This is a genomic window from Cellulophaga sp. 3_MG-2023 (assembly GCF_030546975.1).
In the GTDB taxonomy this organism is placed as follows: domain Bacteria; phylum Bacteroidota; class Bacteroidia; order Flavobacteriales; family Flavobacteriaceae; genus Cellulophaga.
In genome coordinates this window covers 36574-61132 of record NZ_JAUOPS010000001.1, presented here as the reverse complement: position 1 = coordinate 61132, position 24559 = coordinate 36574, and the positions used below count along the sequence as shown (strand labels likewise).

Sequence of the window (24559 nt, the reverse complement as noted above, 5' to 3'; positions counted from 1 at the left end):
TAGCGTGATTATAATGACAGTAATAATCCTAGTGTGAATGTTTTTGCTACAGGGTATTTAGCTATATCTAAACCTTTACCTCCTACTTCTGGGTCTAGACCAGAGTAGTTAGTAAATGTTACTAAATTTTCTCCTGATACGTACATTCTTAATGATGATCCCTTAGATAAATTATCCATTACTTTTGAGCTAAAAGTATACCCCAATGTTACGTTTTTAATGCGCAAATATGATGCATCTTCTAAGTACCAACTAGATGCGGTACCAAAGTTTTTATTATCATCTTTTGTAGAAATTATAGGAATATCTGTATCTGTATTTGTTGGTGACCAAGAATCTAATACTCTATTGTCTAAGTTATAACCAGATAATGCAGCATTATAGGTTGTAAATTTATAGCCATTAAAAGCTTTTACTCCTGCTACACCTTGCATTATCACATTAAAATCGAACCCTTTATAGTCTAAATTAGCACCTAAATTATAAGTTACTTTAGGTTGGTAAGCATTATAATACTTACGATCCTCAGACCCTATTTTACCATCGTTATTAGTATCTTGAAATTTAAAATCTCCTGGTCTTGCATTAGGTTGTATTAAATTACCATCTTTAGTATAAGCATCTATTTCTGCTTGTGTATTAAATATACCCAATTGTGGTATTAAATATGGTGTATATAAAGCGCCGCCAACTTCCGTTTGATAAGGTACCAATACACTTCTAACATTATCTTTATGATAAAAAACATCCTGACCTATTGATGCATAACCGTCCAAGTTTTCTAACTTATTTTTTATAGTTGTTGCATTGGCATTAATACTATAGTTCAGTTTTCCGTTTGTGTTTGTGTAAGTAGCAGAAACCTCTAAACCACTATTCTTAACCTGACCACCATTTACGTCTGCAGGAGATATACCTTGGTTAATATCTGCTAAACCAGGAATAATCATTCCTTTGGTTGTTTTCTCAAAATAATCTACAGTTAAACTTAAACTATTATTAAATAGTGATGCATCTAAACCAAAATCTAAAGACTCTGCTGTTTCCCATTTTAAATTTCTATTAGCATTTCTTTGTACGTAACTACCAACATTATCAAAATAAGTACCATTTTCTCCCATAATTACATTACCGCTTGCCACAGGAACATCAAAAGGATAATAACCGCTAATAGACTGTATGTTTCCTATTTCTCCCCAAGATGCTCTAAATTTTAAATCGTTAATTGCATCTATATTAAAGAAAGACTCGTTAGATATTCTCCAACCTGCAGATACAGATGTAAAAGTATCTGATTGGTTTTCTACAGCTAATCTAGAAGACTCATCACTACGTATACTACCAGATATGTAATATTTATTATTGTAATTATACATAACCCTACCAATTGCAGAAGTTAATGCTTCTTCAAAAGGATTATTACTTGGCTTATTTAGTAACTCAGCATTTTGCAGATACTGGTTAAACGGTTCTTCCGATGAAAACCCCGTTCCACGTAAAGAAATATAATTTCCTTTTGTGTTTTGTGCCGAATAAATTGCAGTTACATTTAAGTTATGATTACCATAAGATTTATTATAAGACAATTGGTTGTCCCATATCCATTTATTTTGATTGCTGTTTGTTTGTAATAATGTATTTTGACTATTACTACGACCTAATTCTGGCACTCTTGGGTAAAACTCTTTTGTTCTGTTATCTTTATAAGAATAAGAGTAATTAGACTTAAATGATAAACCGTCTAACAAATCATACTTAAAATATACGTTTGCATTTATAAATGTACTTGGAGACTCCTTTGTTGGCCTTAACAATAAAGATAAAGGATTGTAGACATCTCCGTAAGCACCTGCAAACTGAGATAAACTTTCTGGTACTACACCTGCAAAACTACCATCCTCATAACGCGTTGGTGATGCGGAAGGCATATAAATTGCATTTATAATTGTACCAGAGTAAGGATTATCTGTGTTTGTACCATAAGCCTCATCTCTAGAGAAATAAATATTTTCTCCTACTGTAATTTTATCTGTAATATTATAGTCAGACTTTAATCTTAAACTATAGTTTTGAGAACTAGTACCTTCTAAAACACCTTCTCTATCTCTAAAAGCAAAAGAAGTATAATAATTAAATTTTTCACCTGCACCGCTTAAATCAATATTTAAATTATTTACAGTGGCATCTCTAAAAATAGCATCAATCCAATTTGTACGGTTTACTTGTCCGTAAGGATTTTGGGCTGCATCATGAGCAGACTGTCTTGGTGTACCTGCATTATCTGCTGCTAAGTTATATACCTCAGATTGCTGTTTTGCCGTTAAAGGTGTTGGTAAATTAGACGCTGTTTTAATACCTGTATAATAGTTAATATTTAACCTTGGTTTACCTGTTTTTCCTTTTTTAGTTTCTATTACAATTACACCGGATGCAGCTTGTGCACCATAAATTGCAGCAGAAGCCGCATCTTTTAATACAGATATAGAAGCTATATCATTAGGGTTTATTTCTGGTCCGTTGTATGGTAAGCCATCTACAACAACCAATGGAGACTCTGAGTTTAAAGTACCAATACCTCTAATTTTTATACTAGCAGTACTTGTTGGGTCACCACCAGAACTTAATACGGTAACACCTGCTATGTTACCTTGTAAAAACTCTTTATAATTACCAACTGGCCTACTTGTAATTGTACCAACATTTGCCGCTGTACCAATTGCAGAGGTTAAATCTCCTTTTTTAGTAGAGCCATAACCTATAAGTACAACCTCATCTAAAGAATTTGTAGCTTCATCTAAACCAACAGATACTGTTTGGTTTCCACTATAAGCAATTTCTTTAGATGCAAAACCTAATGAAGATATTACAAGTACTCCATTTTCTTCTTTTAACTCTAAAGTAAAGTTACCATCAAAATCGGTTGCCGTTCCTGTTGTAGTTTTACCTTTAATAGTTACTGCGGCACCAGAGATTGGTAACCCATCATTGTTAGACACTACTGTGCCCTTTACTGTTACCTGCGCTAACATGGTAGATAAACACCCTAAGCTGAGTGTTAGAAAAAAGTATAATTTTTTCATTTTAATTTATAGTTTTTGTTTTTTTCAAATGTATTGTGTGGTTGTTTTTAGTGGGGGTAAAATTGTTTCAACAAAGAGGATTATTAGTACAAAAAAACCTTAGTGAGCATCAAAAAATAGGACTTTTGTTACAGTAACATTAACCTAACATACAGCTAATCCTAAGCATACAATGCACGCTATACTTTTTGCTCCTTGTATACCTTGGGGCTTACCCCAAAATGTTTTTTAAATGTGCGTCCAAAGTATTTGCTATCACTATACCCACACTCAAAACCAATTTCTGAGATATTAAATTTTTTGTTTTTTAGTAAATATTCGGCTTTTTGTAAACGAAGAGATGTTATAACATCTGATGGAGACTGCCCTAAATGCTCCTTAAATAATCTATAACATTTAATTCTAGATATTTCTAAAATAGAAATAAGTTTTTCTACATTAAAAGATGGGTTAGATAGTTCTTCTTTTATAACTTCTAAACTACGTTTTAACAGCTTTTCATTACCAGATTGCATATCATTTTCTTCAGTAAGAATTTTAAAAATCTCTTGCTGAAACTTGTTATGTCCCCGACCTAAACTTCTATTAACTAAAGATGTTATTTTATTACTGATAAAAGTTTTACTTGCAGGCAATTGTATTACCGCATCTATACCAAACTCTAAAGAAGTCTCTTGTAATGCATAATTAATTTCTTCTGATATGTACACCAAAGGAACTCTGTCTTTCTTTGGTATTTCTTTATATTTTTGTAGAAAATAGGCTATTTCTTTTGTAAAACCTACTTGATAAAAGACCAAAACATCTAAACGTAATTGTTTTAATGCCGATGATAAATTGGTTACTACATTTTCAAACAGTAAATAATTACTTGTGTTTTTTAATAACTGATTGGTTATATCAAAATTAGAAGCATCTGTATAAACAAGAATATTATTTTTATTAGCCGGAAGATTTTCTTTTAAGTCTAGATGCTTCCAAGAAATAGTTTCTACTGCCTTAACGTTGTTTTGAAGAACAGCAACTGGCAAACAAAATTGAAAATTAAACCTATCTGCTTCTAATATATTGCAAGTGCCATTTAAATCTTTTATTAAAACCAAAAATGCTTTGTAATAAGGACTATAATTTAAAATATTTTTTACATTACTTTGCAATAAAGTACTAGTAGATGTTACTTTAAATTGCAGCTGATTACCATTTATAAGAACGGTAACATCTAATGTACTTTTGGTTTCTGAGTATTTTATAATATCATTAAAAATATACTTTAGTAAAAGTTTTAGCCGCAATAAATCTACCTCTACCCAGGCGATATTTTTATCTAACTGGGCATTAAAATTAGCGTTATTTTCTTTTAGTTTTTCTTTTACATTAGTTACTATGCTTTTTAATATTGGCAGCAAATTAACCGACGTTAATTTTACTTCTCCCAAGTCTTTAATATGGTCTAAATAGTTCCATTCTGATACTAGATCTATTATTTTTCCTGATTGTTGTAACAGCTCTTTTTTTACATTCTCATTATTTTTTATATCATGAGATGCCTTTAAAATAATAGATAATGGTTGCTGAAATTGAGATAATACAAAGGTTTTAAACTTATCTACCTCAAAATCCTGATTTTTTAAATTATTATGTAAGTCTAGTAGCTTTTCTTTTTGAAGTAATATTTCCTGGTTTTTCTCATCTAACTGACCATTTATTTTTAAGAGATCTTGTTTCTGCTTTTCTATTAATTGTGTACGGTTAGCTATTTGCTCCTCTAGCTTTTTATGTTGTGCTTTAGATGCCTTACTTTTTAAGTAAAAAAATGCAAAAGCCGCACTTATAAATACAAATAAAACTAATGTAAAAAAGGTTATGGTTTGATAAAATGCTTTTTCAATATGTAGTGTAAACACCTCTTTACCGGCTTCATTTTTATCATTCTTAACCAAAAAAGAATATGTGCCAGAAGCTAAATTTTTAAATTGAAGACGTTGTTTACCCTTTGCTAAAATCCAATCTTCATTTTTACCGTGTAGCTTGTAATAGTAGCTAGTATTTTTATCAACCGGAAAAACTACAGGGGTAATAGTTACTACAACATCATTTTTACTATGCGCTCTTGTTAGCTTTTTTTCTGTTATTTTTTGCTGATTAAACTCTACCTTAAGTTTTGGTTTATTGGGATTAAAACTCATAGCATTAGGATTAAAGTAATTTAAACCATTAACGCCTCCAAAGAACAATAACCCCTTATTGTCTTTATAATATGCTCCTTCAGAAAATTCTGATGCTTGCCAACCTTCTTTAGGATTAAAAGCAGTAATAGTGTAGGTTTGCTTGTCTATTACAGCAATACCTTTTGTGGTACTAATCCATACTTTATCTTCATTATCTAGCAAACCATATACCATATGGCTAGGTAAACCTTCATTGTCTGTACTGTTATTTATTATTCCTTTTTGCTTGTTATAAACACTTATACCTCCCAAAGAACCAATCCAGTAATTATCTGTTTTAGGGTCTATGTATAAAGAATAAATACTGTTTCCTAAAATTCCGTTTTCTTTTTTAAGGTGTGTTAATTCTTCTGTTTGTAAATTAAAAAACAAAACACCGTCATCTTCTGTAGCAAGAACAAGCTCATTTTTATATTTTTTTATATTTCTAATGTGGTAACTATTAAGTAATTCTTGTCCTTTAAAAGACTCAAACTTATTAGTGTTTAGGTTAAATTTTGCTACTCCTCCCCAACAAGCAATCCATAGTATTTTATTTTTGTCTTCATAAAAAGAGTAGCTTCTATTGCTGGGCAATTCTGGTATATTTAATGCATTAAAAGCTTTGTATGAATTATTTTTTACCCGAAGTAAACCTGCATAAGTACCAGCCCAAATACTACCATCACTTGCGGTATAAAGACTTCTAACACGCTCCCACTCGTAATTATTTTTAGATTCTTTTACTTTAAACTTTAAATAACACTTAGTATCTTCACTGTAATGGTATAAACCACCATTGTAATAGCCTATCCAAATGTTACCATTATTATCTTTTGTAATTGCCCTTGTAGTTTCTACTGGTAAATGAGGAAACTTAATAGGATGCGGTGTTACAGACGAAATTTCTTCAGACCCGGTATAAGCCATACTTATACCTCCATCTTTTTGCCCCAGCCATACGTTACCAAACACATCTTGGCTAAGTGCTGTTACCTCATTACTATAAAAGCTATACGGTGTATACAAATCATAGGTATAATGATGAACCACATTTGTATTTAAATTTGTGGTGTGGTTTGGTATTATATAAATTCCGTTTTTAAAAGTAGCAAACCACAAATTGCCTTGTTTATCTTTTAAAACATCATTTATAATTAAATCTGGGTATTTATCTAGAATAAGTTTTTTGTAGGCTTTATTTGGGCTTGTATAATCTATATTCTCTTCTGTTTTTACAAAACCATTGTTGGTATATGTATATGTAAAACCTCCTGCTTTTACATTAAGGTCTCCGTTAGTTGCTAAGAATAACCTATCTGCTTTGGCTTTAAAACTAAAATGTTTAAATTTATTATTACCTAGATACTTACTTATATGCCCTTCTTTAGTATAAATCCAAATATTATCTTCTGCATCTTTTTCTATATTAGTTAAATAATTATTTGGCAGAGATTCTGGGTCATTTGCGTTATGCTTAAAGGTTTTAAATGTATACCCATCAAAATAATTTAAGCCATCTAAAGTAGCAATCCATAAACCACCATCATTATCATTCTCTATGTCTAAAATAGAGTTGTTAGATAATCCCTGATCTGTAGTATAACTTATAAATTTTAATTGTTGTGCGCTGCCAAAGAAACAAGGTAATAAGGCTAATAGTATATATATTTTAGTTTTCATCGCTATTTTTACAAATAGCTAAAATACCTTGTCAAAGTCAAGTTAATATTAGGTTTAGATTAACAAAACCTTTATTTAATATTAGCATATGATGTTACAAAACAACGTTTCTAGTAAATTAAAATAGCGTGAAATTTTGATTATAAAAACGAAAACGCTGATAACAAATTGCTACCAACGTTTTCCAGAAATAAAAACTAAATTAAACTCTTGCTAAAGATTACAAACTAAACCATTTGCAAACTTCTTGTTTTATAACCTGATCTCCTCTTTGCAAACAATCCCATTCATTTGTTGCTTGGTTGTACCTGTAATCGCCTTTCCAAAGAGAAATCTTTTTTTGTATTTCTTTAATAGCATCACAGATAAATAGTAACTCTTTGTTAGTCATTAGTGGATGTAAAGATAAACGTACCCAACCAGGCTTAATAGTTAGATCTTTATTTATAATGTTACGCGTAATTTTTTTAGATGTTCTTTTATCTATATCAAGCAAATAATGACCGTAAGTACTTGCGCAAGACCAACCTCCCCTAACTTGTATACCAAACCTATCGTTTAATAAACGTACCATAAGGTTGTAGTGAATATTTTCTACAGTAAAAGAAATACAACCAATTCTAGGAGCATTTAAATCACCTAAAATATGTAAACCATTAATCTCTAAAAGCTTTTCGTAACTTAATTTAATAAGTTCAGCTTCTCTTTTATGCATTTTAGAAACATCCATTTTGTCTTTTAATCTAATAGCCAAAGCAGCTCGCATAGTTTGTAAAAAGCCTGGTGTACCACCGTCTTCTTTAACCTCTATATCATCAAAATAACTATAACTTCCCCAAGGATTTGTCCATTTTACGTTACCTCCTCCTGGAGTATCTGGACATTTAGCATTGTACATTTTTTTATTAAAGACTAGAACTCCACAGCTACCTGGTCCTCCTAAAAATTTATGCGGAGAAAAAGCAATAGCATCTAAATAAGCTTCAGGATCTGCAGGATGCATATCCATTTTTACATAGGGTGCAGATGCTGCAAAATCTACCACGCAATACCCATTATGTTTGTGCATAATTTTAGCTAACTCATGGTAAGGAGTAATAATGCCTGTTACATTAGAACAAGCTGTAAATGCACCTATTTTTGTAGGTCTATCTGCATATTCTATCAGCTTTTCCTCTAAAATATTTACATCTACAAGTTTATTTTCATCACACTCTAAAATCACAACATCTGCCAAGGTTTCCATCCAAGAAACATGATTAGAGTGGTGCTCCATATGTGTAATAAAAACAACTGGCCTGTCTACTCTATTTGGTTTGTGTTTAAAGCTTTTACGTAACCCTATTAAACGTTGAAGCTTAACAATTGCCCCAGTCATACCAGTACCAGTTGTTACTAAAATATCTTCTTCATTTGCATTAACGTGCTCTTTAATTACTTTACGAGCTAATTTATATGCGTACGTAGATGCTTTACCTGTTTCACTAGAAAAAGAATGAGTATTAGCAACCATTGGTCCTATTTTATACTGCATTTTTTCTTCAATAGGCGCATATAACCTTCCGCTTGCTATCCAATCTGCATATACCAATTTTTGTTCCCCATAAAGGGTTTTAAAATAATGGTTACTTCCAATGACTCCCTTAGAAAATTGCTGAAAGTAATTTTCTAAATTTTCTTTCACTAAAACTTCTTCTTTAACACTCACAACTTTTAATTTAATTCGGTTTTTTTGGTCGATTTTTAATGTAATATTTAAAAAGGGCTACCCACTAAAAAATAGCCCTTTAAACAACATTCTTTCATTTTTTATTGATTGACTAATTCAAAAATTTATACTAAAAAACAAAGTATAAAGAAAGGTGCTGTTATAGATATACTTTACTACAAAATAATAAAGCTTTATTTTTTTATTATTGATATTGTACTATATACTATTAAGACGATTAATTTTTAATTAACCCTTACTTACGTAATGTTAATTTTATTTTTATGTTATTTTTTTAATCAAAATCAGAAAAATTAAAGTTCTTTATTTTTTAAAAAAAGTAGTGTAATTACTTTATTAAAACAGAGAAAACAAGCCTTAACAGAGAAGCACTTTACAGTCGTAATATGTTAACTAAGTAAAAACAAATGTTCATTTTAATTTCTTCAACTACATCTATTCAATTAAAAAAAAGTATCATAAATAAGCTTACGCATACAAAAGCCTAGTATTCACAACATTAATACACTGTTCGGTATTTTTCAATATAAATTAGCTATTTAAATTGAATAACTTTTTTAACCAAACCATTAGTTTATTCATAAGAAACTTTTTTATGATAAAATTGAATCTAAAATTATCTCTCACAAACAGAATAAAATTTGCTAAACTATTCACGCTTTTTATTTTCTTATTTGTGTCTCAATTATTTTTTGCTCAAACCTCTGGCGTATGGTCAGATGCTGGTGGGGGAAAATGGACATCTATAAGCTCAGATGGTTTAGTTAGAATTGAGGTAACCGTTACTGGTTACGTAGATATTCTTGGCGGTGATACTATGCTTTGTTCTCCTGATGCTTTTAGTGACCCAACTATTACGGGCACACCATCATTAGCTTTAGAAGTTAATGGTAGTAACGGCTCTATTTCTTTTGAGTTTTATGACACCAGAACAAATACATTAGCAGACATACTAAACCCTATTTTACACGTTGATAAAGTTGGAGTAACAGGACTTCTTTTTAGTAACACTACTGGTATTTTTTATTTACAGGACGGATACAATTGGAATAAACTAAGCGCTACTGATAGATTTCTTTCTGATCCAAGCTTTTTTAGAGGTCAAAACTTATTTGAAATATTAGGAGGAACTAGAGAATGTGATAATACTGCCGGAGGAAGTTTACAGGTAACTGACTTTATAAACACCATAAACTTAACTACAGGACTTGAAAGAAATGGAACCTCTTTAGTTGGTAATAATGCCCCTACTGAAGACGAAGTAGAATTCGCTTTTTCTAACCTAGTAATAAACCCGTGCACGTCTGGTGCTACTGTTGGCACACCTACAGATAATGACACAGATGGTGATGGTATAAATAATAGTTGCGATTTAGATGATGATAATGATGGTATTTTAGATACAGAAGAAGGTATTTGTACTCCTGTACAGTCTGCTGCTTGGACAATTGCTGGCACTACTGCTTCTTTTAACTATGGTAACGGAGTTATTGCTAATGTTACTACAACAAACTCTACCAACTTTGTAAGCGGTAATTTTACAAGTCCAGCTCTAAATTTCTGGACAGAAGATTTACAAGGAGATACTTCTCTTGCTGCAACCTATGATAACGGAGTAACAGTTACAGTTGAATTTGTAGATGCTGCCAACAATCCTGTTTTTATAGATAAACCTACGCTTCATTTAGACCGTATTGGTGGTGACGATGGCACCGATCAGACCTCAGCAGAGATAAGCCTTTTAAACGGTTTAACGTGGTCAGAACTTGCCGGCACATTCGATTTTGTTTCTACTGCAACCACAGTAAAAGATGGCGGTACTGGTTTACCATCAGACGGATATAGTCCAGAAAGTTCTTTAAAAGATAGTGATGGTTCTGCTGCTGGTACGTTACAAATTAATCAAAGGGTTTCAACTTTTACATTGCAATTGGCACAGACATCTTCTACAGGAGCTGAGGATGAAATAGAACTTATACTTTTTGCTTGTAAAGACAGAGATTCTGATAACGACGGAATTCCAGATTTAATAGATTTAGATTCTGATAATGACGGAATTTTTGATGTTATTGAAGCCGGACATAAACAAGCCCATACAAACGGAATTCTAGGAACAACAGTTAGTGATGATGGTATTTTTGATGCCTTGCAAACTAGTAGTGGTGTTAATAGCGGTAGTGTAGATTATACAATTTCCGACTCAGAAGCTACACCAAATGGCACTCCAGATTATTTAGAGCTAGATGCTGATGGTGATGGTTGTAATGACGTTTTAGAAGCAGGATTTACAGATCAAAATAACGACGGAATACTTGGTAATTTACCAACAGTTACTGCAGCTAATGGTACTGTTATTAGTGGTATGGTTGTAGACGGTTATACCACGCCTACCAATGCAGATAGTGGTTCTGGAAATACTGACTTTGATTTTCAACAGATAGGACAAGCGCCAACTATAACTAACACAGCAAACCAACCACAAGATATTTTAACCAATGGCACTAACCCAGAAAATTTTGTAGTTACTGCAACTGGCGAAGCTTTAGCTTATCAATGGCAAGTAGACCGTTTAGATGGTAATGGTTTTGTAGATATAAATGATGCCAACACTGTAGATATTTATACCGGAAGCACAACTAGCACTCTTACATTAACAGGAATAACAGCTAGTTATGATGGGTTTTTATATCAGGTTATTATTAATGATGAAACTTTTTCTTGTGCCACTCTTACTTCTAATAGTGCTACAATTATTTTTGATGATACACCACCAGATGCCCCTATAGTTGTAATTACCGAAGACATAAATAATGATGGTTTTTTAAATACAAGCGAATCTGTTGGAGATGTTAATGTTACTATTACATTACCTGCAAATACCGCTGAGAATGATATTTTAACTGTAAACGGTACAAATCAAACATTAACTGCTACAGATATTACAAACGGAGAAATACTTGTAACCTTTACTCCTCCTGCAGAAGATGGCTCTTTAACTGTAACTGCTACTATTACAGATCCTGTAGGTAATACAAGTAATCCTGGGGTAGATACTATCACTTTAAATACTGCTCCAACTTCTGCTCCTACAGTTGTAATTACTGAAGATATTAACGATGATGCTATTATAAACAGTACGGAATTGGTGGGAGATATTGATGTTACAATCACTTTACCTGCCGAAGCTGTAGAGAACGATATTTTAACCATAAATGGAACCAATCAGACTTTAACAGCGGCCAACATTATAGCTGGTGTTGTAACTACAAGTTTTGTTAGTCCGGGTGAAGGTAATACAATTACTGTAACTGCATCAATCACTGATACTGCAGGAAATACAAGTACAAACGGAAGCGATTCTGCTACAATAGAAACTGTTGCTACATCTGCCCCTATAATTGTTATTACTGAAGATGCCAATAATGATGCTATTATAAACAGTACAGAATTGGTGGGTGATATTGATGTTACCATTACGTTACCTACTGAAGCTGTAGAGAACGACATTTTAACCATAAATGGTACTAACCAAACTTTAACTGCTACAGATATTAGTACTGGTACTGTAACTACTAGCTTTGTTAGTCCGGGTGAAGATAACACCATTACTGTCACAGCATCAATTACAGATCTCTCAGGAAATACGAGTCCAGAAGGTAGTGATTCTGCTAAAGTAAATACTACTTCAACTTCTGCTCCTACAGTTGTTATTACTGAAGATATTAATAATGATGGTATTATAAACAGTACAGAATTAGTTGGCGATATTGATGTCACAATTACATTACCTGCCGAAGCTGTTGCTGGAGATATTTTAACCATAAATGGTACTAATCAGACTTTAACTGCCACAGATATTAGTACTGGTGCTGTAACTACAAGCTTTGTTAGTCCAAGTGAAGGCAATACTATTACTGTAACTGCATCAATCACTGATGCTGCAGGAAATACAAGTACAAACGGAAGCGATTCTGCTACAATAGAAACTATTGCTACATCGGCTCCTACAGTTGTAATTACCGAAGATGCTAATAATGATGCTATTATAAGTAATTCTGAGCTTTCTAGTAATATTGATGTTACCATTACTTTACCTGCTGAAGCTGTAGAGAACGATATTTTAACTATAAACGGTACCAATCAAACTTTAACTGCCACAGATATCAGTTCTGGTACTGTAACTACTAGCTTTGTTAGTCCGGGTGAAGGCAATACTATTACTGTGACTGCAACTGTTACAGATACCTCAGGAAATATAAGTCCAGTTGGTAGTGACTCTGCTATAATTGACACTACAGCAACCACTGCTCCTACAGTTGTAATTACTGAAGATATTAATGATGATGCTATTATAAACAGCACGGAATTAGTTGGTGATATTGATGTCACAATTACATTACCTGCCGAAGCTGTTGCTGGAGATATTTTAACCATAAACGGTACTAATCAGACTTTAACTGCATCAGATATTACTGCTGGTACTGTAACTACAAGTTTTACTAGTCCGGGTGAAGGCAATACAATTACTGTTACTGCATCAATTACTGATGCTGCAGGAAACACTAGTACTAACGGAAGCGATTCTGCTACAATAGAAACTATTGCTACATCGGCTCCTACAGTTGTAATTACTGAAGATGCTAATAATGATGGAATTATAGGTAATTCTGAGCTTTCTGGCAATATTGATGTTACCATTACTTTACCTGCTGAAGCTGTAGAGAACAATATTTTAACCATAAATGGTACTAACCAAACTTTAACAGCAACAGATATTACTGCTGGTACTGTAAATACTAGCTTTGTTAGTCCGGGTGAAGGCAATACTATTACTGTGACTGCAACTGTTACAGATACCTCAGGAAACATAAGTCCAGAGGCTAGTGATTCTGCTGTAATTGACACTACAGCAACCGCTGCTCCTACAGTTGTAATTACTGAAGATATTAATAATGATGCTATTATAAACAGTACAGAATTAGTTGGCGATATTGACGTTACAATTACGTTACCTGCCGAAGCTGTAGAGAATGATATTTTAACCATAAACGGTACTAATCAGACTTTAACTGCTACAGATATTAGTAATGGTACTGTAACTACAAGTTTTGCAAGTCCGGGTGAAGGCAATACAATTACTGTAACTGCATCAATCACTGATACTGCAGGAAATACAAGTACAAACGGAAGCAATTCTGCTACAATAGATACCACTGCTCCTGTTCCTACTTTAACTATTGATAACGTTACTGCAGACAATGTAGTAAATGCTAGTGAGGCAACATCAACCATAACTATCACGGGTACTGTTGGTGGCGATTTTAATACTGGAGATCTTGTGACTCTTACGATAAATGGAAATTCGTATTTTAATGGTGTAGATGCATCTGGTAATTTTAGCATTCCAGTTAATGGTAGTGATCTTGCTGCAGATGCAGATTTCGTTATAAATGGCGAGGTAAATACCTTAGATTTGGCTGGTAATGTTGGTACTGCTACTAACAATAAACTTTATGATGTAGATACTACTTTGCCTATACCCATTATTACAATAAATAATATTACGGCAGACAATACTATTAACACTACTGAAGCTACAACCACAATAACAGTAATTGGTAATGTTAGTGGAGACTTTTTAACTGGTGATGTGGTTACTTTAGTAGTAAACACTATATCATACACTAATACAGTAGATGCCTTAGGTAATTTTAATATACCTATTACGGGTTCTGAACTTACTGCAGATGCAGATTTAACCATAAATGGTAGTGTTAACACAACAAGCACAGCAGGAAATACAGGTACAGGAACAACAAACAAAACATACAATGTAGATGTTACTGCTCCTACACCTACCCTAACAATAAATGATGTTACTACAGATAACATTATAAATACCACAGAATCAACATCAAACATAACTATTACAGGTAGTGTTACAGGAGAATTTAATAACGGAGATACAGTTACACTATTAATAAACGGTGTTTCTACTACAGGTACTGTTAATGCTTCCGGTATTTTTAGCATTACTGTTAATGGTGGAGACCTCCTTGCAGATGCAGATGTAACTATAAATGCTAGCTTGGCTACCACAGATACTGTTGGTAATAGCAATACAATTAATACAACAAAAATATATGCTTTAGATATTATAGCTCCTACACCAACAATTATTATTGATAATGTAACCGCTGACAATACTATTAATGCTATTGAAGCTTCAGGAAACATTACAATTACTGGTTCTGTAACGGGAGAATTTGCTCCTGGTGATACGGTTACACTTTTAATAAACGGTGTATCTACTACTGGTACTGTTAGTAATACAGGAACGTTCAGTATAATAGTGTCTGGAAATAATTTAGCTTTAGATGCAGATACTACTATAAATGCTAGTTTAACTACTACAGACTCTGCAGGCAATAACAATACAGTTGCTGCTACTAAACTATACAATGTACAAACTGCAACTATTGCTACACCTGTTATTAGTAGCATTAGTATTGATACAAATATTCCTGATGATGCAATTACATCTGACAATACTCTGTCTATTTTTGGAACATCTGAACCAAACAGAATTATAGATATTTATATTGATGGTGTTATTATAGGTACTGCAACTGCTAATGCTACAGGTAATTGGACTTTAGACCATACTGCAACTGTTTTACCAGATGGAAACTATGATATTACTGCAGTAGCAAGCGATACTTTTGGCAACATTAGTTTTTCTTCTACAGTATATCCTATTGTTATAGATACCGTAGCTCCTATTGTAAACGATGAAATAACAGATAACCTTACTCCTGTTATTACTGGTACTGGCAGTATAAATGAAACCTTGCTTATTAGTATAGATATTGATGCTGATGGTACACCAGAAGTTACTTATACAGTTACAACAGATGCTGCAGGTAACTTTAGTTTAGATACAAACACGGCTACTCCAAATAGTGGTGCTTTACCTAATTTAAGTTTCCCTAGTACATTAGATATTACTGTTTCTGATACAGCAGGTAATACTAATACAGCTGTTATTTTTATTACAGATGATTTTGATAATGATGGCTTAACAAATTATGATGAAGTTGCACTTGGTACAGACCCTAATGACGCAGATACAGATGATGATGGTGTTACAGACGGACAAGAAGTTACTGATAATACCAATCCTCTAGATGATTGTGATTCTATCTCTGGTATGCCTTTAGATACATCGGACTGTGATGATGACGGCTTAACTAATGAAGAAGAAAATACAATAGGAACAGATCCTAACGATGCTGATACAGATAAAGATGGAATTTTGGATGGGCAAGAAGTTGTAGATAATACAGATCCTCTAGATGCTTGTGACTCTATTGGCGGTACACCTCCTTTAGGAGTTGCTTGTGATATAGAAATACAAAATGAAAACATTACGCCTGGTACTGCAGATGGCACATTTGTAATAGTAAACATAGAAGCTTTTCCTGATAATACTGTAGAAATATTTAATAGATGGGGTGTAAAAGTATACAGTACAAAATCTTATGATAACGCATCAAGAGCATTTACAGGTATTTCTAATGGTAGAGCCGTAGTTAAATCTAGTAGTACGTTACCTGCTGGTGTGTATTATTACATAATTAACTATTTAAAAGATGGAGAAGCTAAAACTAAAAATGGCTATTTGTACCTAAATTAATTATAAAAAATGATATCAATATATAAACATAAAAAACACGTATTTAGCCTTATTGGTGTACTGTTATTTGCTTTTGGAGTTAACGCTCAACAAGATGCGCAGTATACACAATATATGTACAATACAATTTCTATAAATCCGGCTTATGCTGGCTCTAGAGGTGCGTTAAGTATAGCCGCATTACACCGCTCACAATGGGTTGGTTTAGATGGTGCTCCTGTTACACAAACTTTTAATATTCACGCTCCAGTTTCTGCAAAATCTGGCTTAGGATTATCTGTTGTTAATGATGAAATTGGTAACGGTACAAACCAAGACACTTACATAGATGCTTTGTATTCTTATACCATTAAAGCATCAGAAAAAGGAAAAATTTCCTTTGGATTAAAAGCTGGTGGTCATTTTTTAAATATAGATCACAACAAACTAAGAGCCAATAACCCTACAGTTGCTGTACCAGATAATGGTGTAGATAAACAATTTTCTCCAAATTTTGGTGCGGGTATTTATTATCACGAAGATCGGTTTTATGCAGGTTTATCTGTTCCTAATTTTTTAAAGACCAAACATTTTGATGAATCTTCAACAAGCACATCATACATTGCAGAAGAGCAAGTAAACTGGTATTTAATTACAGGTTATGTTTTTAATTTAAATTCTGATTTAAAAATGAAACCAGCCACATTACTTAAAACAACTTATGGTGCACCGTTACAAGTAGATGTATCTACTACGTTTTTGTACAAAGACAAATTTTCTATGGGTGTTGCTTATAGGTGGGATGCTGCTTTAAGTGCCCTTATTGGCATACAAGCAACACAGCGCCTAATGGTTGGTTTAGCTTATGATAAAGAAACTACAGCCTTAGGAGGAACCAATTTTAATGATGGTTCTTTTGAGGTGTTCCTTAGATATGATTTTAAATCTAAGATTAGAAATGCACTAACACCAAGATTCTTTTAATATGAAGATAGATAAAACTATAATTGGTTTGTTTTTGCTTGTAATTGCACAGTTCTCTGCTGTTGCACAGACAAAACAGTTAGCAGAAGCAGACAGGCTTTTTAATACTAAAGCCTATGCACTTGCAATAGATGCTTATACTAAAGCAATAGAAAAAGGAGAAAGCTCTATAGATATTTATAAAAAATTAGGTGATGCCTATTATTTAAATGCCAATTACAAAGATGCTGCCAATTGTTATGCAAAATTGATGAGTCCTGACATTAAAAATTCTGATTCAGAGTACTTATTTAAATACGCACAAACGTTGAGGTCTAACGGTAATTATGACGAAGCAGATAAAATAATGCTTCAGTTTAATAAAATTAAACAGCAAGACTTAAGAGCTTCTAAATTTATTGAAAAACTAGATTATTTAGAGAATCTAAAAAACATCAAACAAAAATATACTTTAACTAATTTAGAATCTAACTCTGTAGAGTCTGACTTTGCCCCGTCGTTTTACAAAGACTCATTAGTTTTTTCTAGCGCAAGAGATACCGGTTTTTTAGTAAATAACTTACACGAGTGGAACAATAGGCCTTTTTTAAATTTACATACCGCAAAAAAAGACAGTTTAAATTATGTATACCTTGGAAATTTTGCAAAAGAATTAAACACAAAAACACACGAGTCTTCTTCTACATTTACAAAAGATGGTAAAACAGTATATTTTACAAGAAATAACTCTGAAAACGGTAAGTTTTCTCCAGATAAAAACGGGCTAAGCAGACTTAAAATTTACAAGGCTACATTAGAAAATGGAAAGTGGACAAATGTAACCGAGTTACCTTTTAATAATGATGAGTATTCTGTTGCTAACCCAACCTTAAATTACACAGAAGATAAGCTTTATTTTGCTTCAGATATGCCTGGTACACTTGGTGCTTCAGATATTTTTGTTGTAGCTATTAATAGTGATGGTAGCTTTGGTGAACCACAAAATTTAGGAGCTACAATTAATACCGAAGGCAGAGAAACATTTCCTTTTATTTCTGAATCTGAAACCTTGTATTTTGCTTCAGACGGACATCCTGGTTTGGGTGGTTTAGATATGTTTTACATCAACCTACAACAAGAAAATGCTGAGGTTCGTAATATGGGAAAAGGAGTTAATAGTAGGCAAGATGATTTTTCTTTAATTATAAACGAATCTAAAAATGAAGGTTTTTTAGCATCAAACAGACCAAAAGGTAAAGGAAGTGATGATATTTATAGGTTTATTAGAGAATCTGTAACCAAAGTAATAAAGGGGAAAGTTATAGACAAAGAGACCAATACAATTGTAGTAAATGCTATGGTAACCATTTATGATTATGAGAATAATAATTTAGTAGAAACTGTTAGTGATGAAAATGGTTTTTTTACAACAGAAGTAAATTTACCTGAAAAAAAATATCGTTTTACAGCTAAGAGTGATGGTTATGCAGATGCTGTAAAGTATATATACTCACCTAAAAACAATACTAAAATTGAGAAAGTAGTTTTAGAATTAGAGAACTCTAAAGAAGCAACAGCTGTGGGTTCTGACCTATCAAACTATTTAAAATTAAAATCTATTTATTTTGATACAAATAGTTCTTATTTACGAGTAGAATCTTATCCTGACTTAGACAAGGTTGCTAACTATATGTTAGAGAATCCTACGGTGGTAATAGAAGTTGGTTCGCACACAGATAGTACAGAGAGTGACACCTACAACCTATGGCTGTCTAACAGAAGAGCAAAATCTACTGTAAAATATCTTGTATCTAAAGGTGTAGACCAAAGTAGAATTACGGGTATTGGTTTTGGAGAATCTCAATTACTTAATAAGTGCAAAAACGGTGTAAAATGCTCTAATGAAGAACATGCTGTTAACAGAAGGTCTGAGTTTATTATTATTACCAAATAAACATAAAAAAGCCAGAAATACTTCTATTTCTGGCCAAACAAAAAAACTTACTAACATCTGGTTTAATTAACTTTAAACTCAAATATTTGTGAATTAGAACTGTTATTCTCTTGGTCTGTTGTAACAACTTGCCAATAATACACAGTTCCAGAACTTACAGAACTCTCTAAAAAAGCATCTGTAGTTGTACCTATACTTGTTGCTGGCGGTGATGTTGTAGCTAAAAACACTTCATAATCTTTAATGTCATTATCTACATCTGCTCCGTGCCAATGCAATGTAATTTTGTTGTTAGATGCAGATACCGTTTCTCCTATCTCTGGAGATATTGCTTCTGCCATAAAAGGTGCATAATTTACAATTCCGTCTCCTGCTAAATAAAATTTCCAAACATCACTCTCTGCAGTTTCTGTAGTTGTGTTAGATGTAGAAACTACGTACCAAGAATACGGTTCCCCTTTTGTTAAGGTAATTGTTGTTGTTTCTGCTGTTGCCGTAAATGTATTAATTTGCTCTGTAGTCAAATTTTTAACAACAACATTGTAACCATTTGCATTAGTTGCTCCTTGCCACGTAAATGCTACCGAAGCCTGGGTGTTATTTATAGTTGTACCTGTTAAGCAAACCTCGTCATTAGCTGGCAAACTTAATGTAGATGCTGTTGGAGCAAAAACTTCTGGTTCAACCGGACTATCATCACCTCCGCCACCGCAACTAGATAAAATTACTGCAGCTATAAATCCGTATATTTTTAAATACTTTGTATGCATTACTTAATAATTTTAAATGTTTTGTTTATTGTTTTTCCTTTTACCACAACAACATACTTACCTGTTTTTAAGCTGGTAGTTGGTATCACTATTTCTCTATTGGCATCAATACTTTTAGTATCCGTTAGCAATTGTCTCCCTGTAAAATCAAACAAAGAAACAGTTACACTAGTATCCTTACCTGCACAGTAAACCGTTAAATTTGTTACAACAGGATTAGGAAAAAAGCGTACTTCCTCAGATACAAAAACTTCTTCGGTAAACTTACCTTGACAATCTATACCCGTTTGGGCAGATATCCTGTTCATTCCTGGTTGCAACTGTAAATCAATATGTTTACCACTAGTTTCATACGTAATTCCATTTAAGGTTACAAAGTAGACCTCAGCCCCCTTTAAGGATAAACTCACGCTTTTTAAAGATCTATCTATTTTAGAAGAAACCGATAAATCTTCAGGCTCAGTAATAACCAGTGTAAAACATTGCTCGTAATCTGTTTCACCCTCAATAGTAAAACAAACTGTATATGTACCGGCACTTAAATCTTCTAAAACTAGCTCTGCTGTAAAGTTTTCTTGTACAGAAAAACTATTAGGTCCAGATACTGTTGCCGTGTAATTTAAATTTTCTGCCGTAGTAATATTAATTTTGCCGTTGTTAGCATCTTTACAAGTTTCGCTAACAGTAGCAATTTGGTAATTTGTAGTGGGTAATGTAAACAGACTACAACCGGTAACAGTTACAGTAGTGCCAACAGGAGTGTTAGGACAAGCGTCATAAGCATTTACAACACCATCACTATCCAAATCATTAGGATCTACAAAAGGTTTATCTGCATAAATTATAAACTCACCTGCTTCTAAATTTATGCTTGTAGCGGTTGCTGTTACTTCTAGCGGTGTGTTTTTACTTAAAAGATTATACCAAGTACCGGTTCCTTGAAAATCTGCAGTTATACTTTGCGCAGACATTCCAAAATTACCTAAAACAACAATATGCTTTATTTGGTCTACTGTTGCACTCTCTAGCGTTAAATGTATTTTCTTTAAACCGTTTGTGTTAGATGCATCAATAGTAAAATTAGAGGTGCTAAATACTTCTGCATTTTTCTTTAAATTGATAATCTTGCTCCAGCTATTGTAAACTGCTTTTCTATTAGGATTATCTGCATACTCCCACAGTATTGGCTTATTACCTACTCTGCCATTTTCTTCAATAGAAATATCATACCCTAATTCTCCAAACTGCCATATCATTTTTGGTCCAGGAACCGTAAAGAAAAAAGCACCTGAAGTTTGTAAACGCTCTAAAGATGTATTTAAGTCTTTAGTAGAGTAATTGCCTTCTTCATTACCAAAATTTAAACTCTTGTAAAGCAATCGTTCCTCATCGTGACTCTCCATAAAAGATACTGCAGACGCTTGTTTAAATCCTTTTTGAGCATAAGAAACACCAGAAAAATTAGATTTACCAGCTGTATTGTAACCCATTAAAGCTTCATTGTAAGCCTCCGTTTGTTTGTTCCAAAGTAAAATTCCTTTACCTTCTGCAATTCTATAATCTGCCCACTGCTCTTCTTCTGTTATACCTCCTAGGTGTTCAAAAATGATATAAAAATCACCATTTACAGTCCACTGGTCATCTGCATATTGTTTTAAAACATCTACTCTGTCTTGTTGGTAAGCATTAGTACAGCTATCATCATTTGCTGCACAATTTTGAGTAAACCCCTTAGTTAAATCCCATCTAAAACCATCTAAATTATACTCCTCTATCCAATATTGAGCAGTACGTTTAACATACTCTTGTGTAGCTACAGATTGGTGATTATAATCATTAAAAACGCTGTAAGAGTGCTTTGCTTCCTGATTAAAAAATGGGTTATCTGTAGTAACTTTTCCTCCTAAACCACCATTGCTATCATTCCAAAGCCTAAAATAAGGGTTTTGACCACTAGCGTGATTGTAAACTACATCTAAAATTACAGCTATACCTCTGCTATGGCATTCATCAATTAAACTTTTAAAAGCATCTTTTGTACCGTAATATTTGTCTAATGCCATATGAAAAGATGGATTGTATCCCCAGCTTTCATTACCATCAAACTCACTCACAGGCATAAGTTCTATAGCATTTATTCCTAACTTTTGTATATAGTCTAACCTGTTTTCTAAAGCTTCAAAAGAATGCAAAGCATCAAAATCTCTAAGCAATACCTCATAAATTACTAGGTCTGTTTTGTCTGGTGCAACAAAATTTGTTGTTTCCCAGTTATAATCTGTATCACCAGTACGCAAAACAGTAACAGCCTCAGTTGTCAAATTTGTTGGGTAAGCAGGTAAATTAGGATAAGTAACCTCATCTATATATTGGTCTGAGTAAGGATCTAAAACTAAAGTAGAATAAGGATCTGCAACATTAATTTCAAAATTCACCAAATATTGATACATATGATTGGCTTGTGGCGTTAGACCTGTTAGCTCTATCCAAAACCTATCTGTAGCACTATCTTTTTTCATAAGATAGTTATTGTCTATTTGCCAGTTATTAAAGTCACCAATAACGTGCACAAAATCTTTTAAAGGAGCATATAAAACCAGTATTGCTTTTGTAGCATCTACTGGGTCTAAATTAATACCGTCTAACATACCAGCAGGTACTGGAGCTTCTTCTACTGTTGGTGAAACTACAGCATTAAAAATTGCCGATTTAGTTTCAGTATCTTTTGTAACTTCTAAACTAAAGTTACTATTTTCTGTTACAGCATAGCTATAACTATAGTCTGTAATTGCTGTTTGCGTGTCTACTATTATATTGTTTGCCTTTAAAACAAACGTTGCACTTATTGAAGAAGTAGCAACAACGGATATACTCTCGCCAGAATTTAAAACAGTTGTAGTTTTTGCTGGTGAACTAAGGTTAAATTGAAATGTGCCAACATTAAAAATATAGTCTTGCGCTTTTTTATCACCATCCCCATTTTTTGCTTTAATAAGTATTCCTATTTGTCCAATATTAGTTCTATTAAAAAAACTAGAGGGAGTTAAGATAAAGCTATAAGTACCATCACCATTGTCAGTAAGTTTTTGGTTTTCATTAGAGTTTGTCCAGCTACCATTAGTAGGAGAATCTTGAGAGTTTTCACCGTCTGCATCTAAGGACCAAGCCCAAAGATATGCATCAGAAACACCCCAAGCAGATACATCTAAATTAGATACTGTAATGGTAATTTCATCGTTCTCACCAAAAGCTTCTGGAGAAACTGAATAGGTTATGTTTTGCTGTTGTGCAAAACAATAACCACTTATTAAAATAATAAATATTAAACACTTTTTCATAAGGTTCAAATTATGTGGTTGATTGTATTTTTTGGTTGATTATTAAATATTAATTATAAAAAATAAGGCTGATTACAAATTATAATCAGCCTTAAAAACTAAAACTTAACTACTTACTCAGCAACTCTATTTTATGCTATATTCTAAAGTTACTGGGTTAAAAGTTATACTATAATCTCCTGCAGATACTGCAATGTTGTTTTCAGATTCCGTATCCAAAATTCCGTCTAACTCTAGATCTCCAAAGTTTACTTTCCAATCATTATTTTTCCTTATTTTTATTTCACCATCAACTAAGGTAACCTCAGCTACCCAGTTGTCAAACAAAGGATTGTAAGTAAAAGGCATATCTGGACCATCCCATCCATTTGTTGTTGCACTACCTACAACTCCCCATGAATACAACTCTATAGAGTAGGTTAAATCATTCTCGTTAAAAACGATTTTATATGTACCAGCTGTAACAACTATATTTGATCCATCTGCCTCTAAAACACCATCAGATCCACCATAATTTGTATCCCAAGCATTGTCTGCTCTAATCTTTATTTCACCATCTGTTAATGTTACATAAGCAACAAAAGTACCTGCGTCCAAAGATTTATCTGTAGTCTGATAAAATGGCATATCTGGACCATCCCAACCATTTATTGTAGCATCACCTACTAATCCCCATTTAGAGCTTAAATCTAACTCTGCAGCGTACGGTGTTATGCTTAACGTACTAACATCAGAGAACATACTGGTATCAGAAGATAAAATAGTTTCTATTTTTACTTGAATTTCTGTAGCTACACCCGGCTCAGCTCCCAAGTTTATTAAAATCTGATTTACTTCTTCTGTCTTAAAAGTAAAAGTTGTATTTTCTTCAATACTTTTAACTTCTGCACCACTAAAATCACCTCCTACTAAATCAAATAAAAGTTGGTAACTTTTTCCAGAGGCAACTCCTAATTCTGGTTCATTAAAATTAATAGTTAAAGCATCTGCCTCTTTATCGTCTTTATCTAACACTAATGTAGTAGTAGAAAAATTTGCAACTCCTGTAGATGCTGTTGATGATATTTGTGCCAAGTCTGAGTCATCATCACAAGATGTAAACAGTGCTAGACTCAAACAAAGAATCCATATATTTTTTAATATTATTTTCATCATTTTAA

The 24559-nt window shown here is 33.0% G+C and carries 9 protein-coding genes; 3 read left to right on the top strand and 6 right to left on the bottom strand.

All coding sequences use genetic code 11. From position 1 onward, the window contains the following. Positions 1-8: 8 nt before the first annotated feature. From Q4487_RS00155 to Q4487_RS00145, 3 genes are all read right to left on the bottom strand, one after another. The gene (locus tag Q4487_RS00155; RefSeq protein ID WP_303543723.1) at positions 9-3080 is read right to left on the bottom strand and encodes a TonB-dependent receptor; all 3072 of its coding nucleotides are present in this window, start codon (positions 3078-3080) and stop codon (positions 9-11) included. A 179-nt stretch (positions 3081-3259) separates the two neighbouring features. Beyond that, positions 3260-6970, bottom strand: a complete 3711-nt coding sequence (locus tag Q4487_RS00150) for a two-component regulator propeller domain-containing protein (protein ID WP_303543721.1) — start codon at positions 6968-6970, stop codon at positions 3260-3262. Positions 6971-7190: 220 nt separating this feature from the next. Beyond that, positions 7191-8678, bottom strand: coding sequence for an aminotransferase class V-fold PLP-dependent enzyme (locus Q4487_RS00145; protein ID WP_303543720.1), 1488 nt, complete (start codon positions 8676-8678; stop codon positions 7191-7193). Between the two features lie 616 nt (positions 8679-9294). Here Q4487_RS00145 and Q4487_RS00140 point away from each other — a divergent pair. The 3 genes from Q4487_RS00140 to Q4487_RS00130 are packed head-to-tail and all read left to right on the top strand — an operon-like array spanning position 9295 to position 19291. Next, positions 9295-16395 carry an Ig-like domain-containing protein gene (locus tag Q4487_RS00140; protein WP_303571870.1) on the top strand — a complete coding sequence of 2367 codons (7101 nt, stop codon included), beginning with the start codon at positions 9295-9297 and terminating at the stop codon, positions 16393-16395. 9 nt (positions 16396-16404) lie between these two features. Next, complete coding sequence (locus Q4487_RS00135) at positions 16405-17358, top strand: type IX secretion system membrane protein PorP/SprF (protein ID WP_303543716.1); 954 nt, start codon at positions 16405-16407, stop codon at positions 17356-17358. A gap of 1 nt (position 17359) precedes the next feature. Beyond that, a complete protein-coding gene (locus Q4487_RS00130) occupies positions 17360-19291 on the top strand; it encodes an OmpA family protein (protein ID WP_303543714.1) in 1932 nt (643 codons plus the stop codon). Positions 19292-19353: 62 nt separating this feature from the next. Here the strand turns inward: Q4487_RS00130 and Q4487_RS00125 are convergent, their stop codons facing one another. The 3 genes from Q4487_RS00125 to Q4487_RS00115 all read right to left on the bottom strand — a co-directional run bounded on the left by Q4487_RS00125 (position 19354) and on the right by Q4487_RS00115 (position 24554). Next, entirely contained in the window at positions 19354-20061 is a 708-nt protein-coding gene (locus Q4487_RS00125; RefSeq protein ID WP_303543712.1) for a hypothetical protein, read from the bottom strand. Continuing rightward, positions 20061-23399: an alpha-amylase family glycosyl hydrolase gene (locus Q4487_RS00120; RefSeq protein ID WP_303543710.1), complete on the bottom strand. Its 3339-nt coding sequence runs from the start codon at positions 23397-23399 to the stop codon at positions 20061-20063. The genes Q4487_RS00125 and Q4487_RS00120 overlap by 1 nt, the downstream gene beginning before the upstream one ends. A gap of 126 nt (positions 23400-23525) precedes the next feature. Next, positions 23526-24554, bottom strand: coding sequence for a SusE domain-containing protein (locus Q4487_RS00115; protein ID WP_303543708.1), 1029 nt, complete (start codon positions 24552-24554; stop codon positions 23526-23528). Positions 24555-24559: the final 5 nt, after the last annotated feature.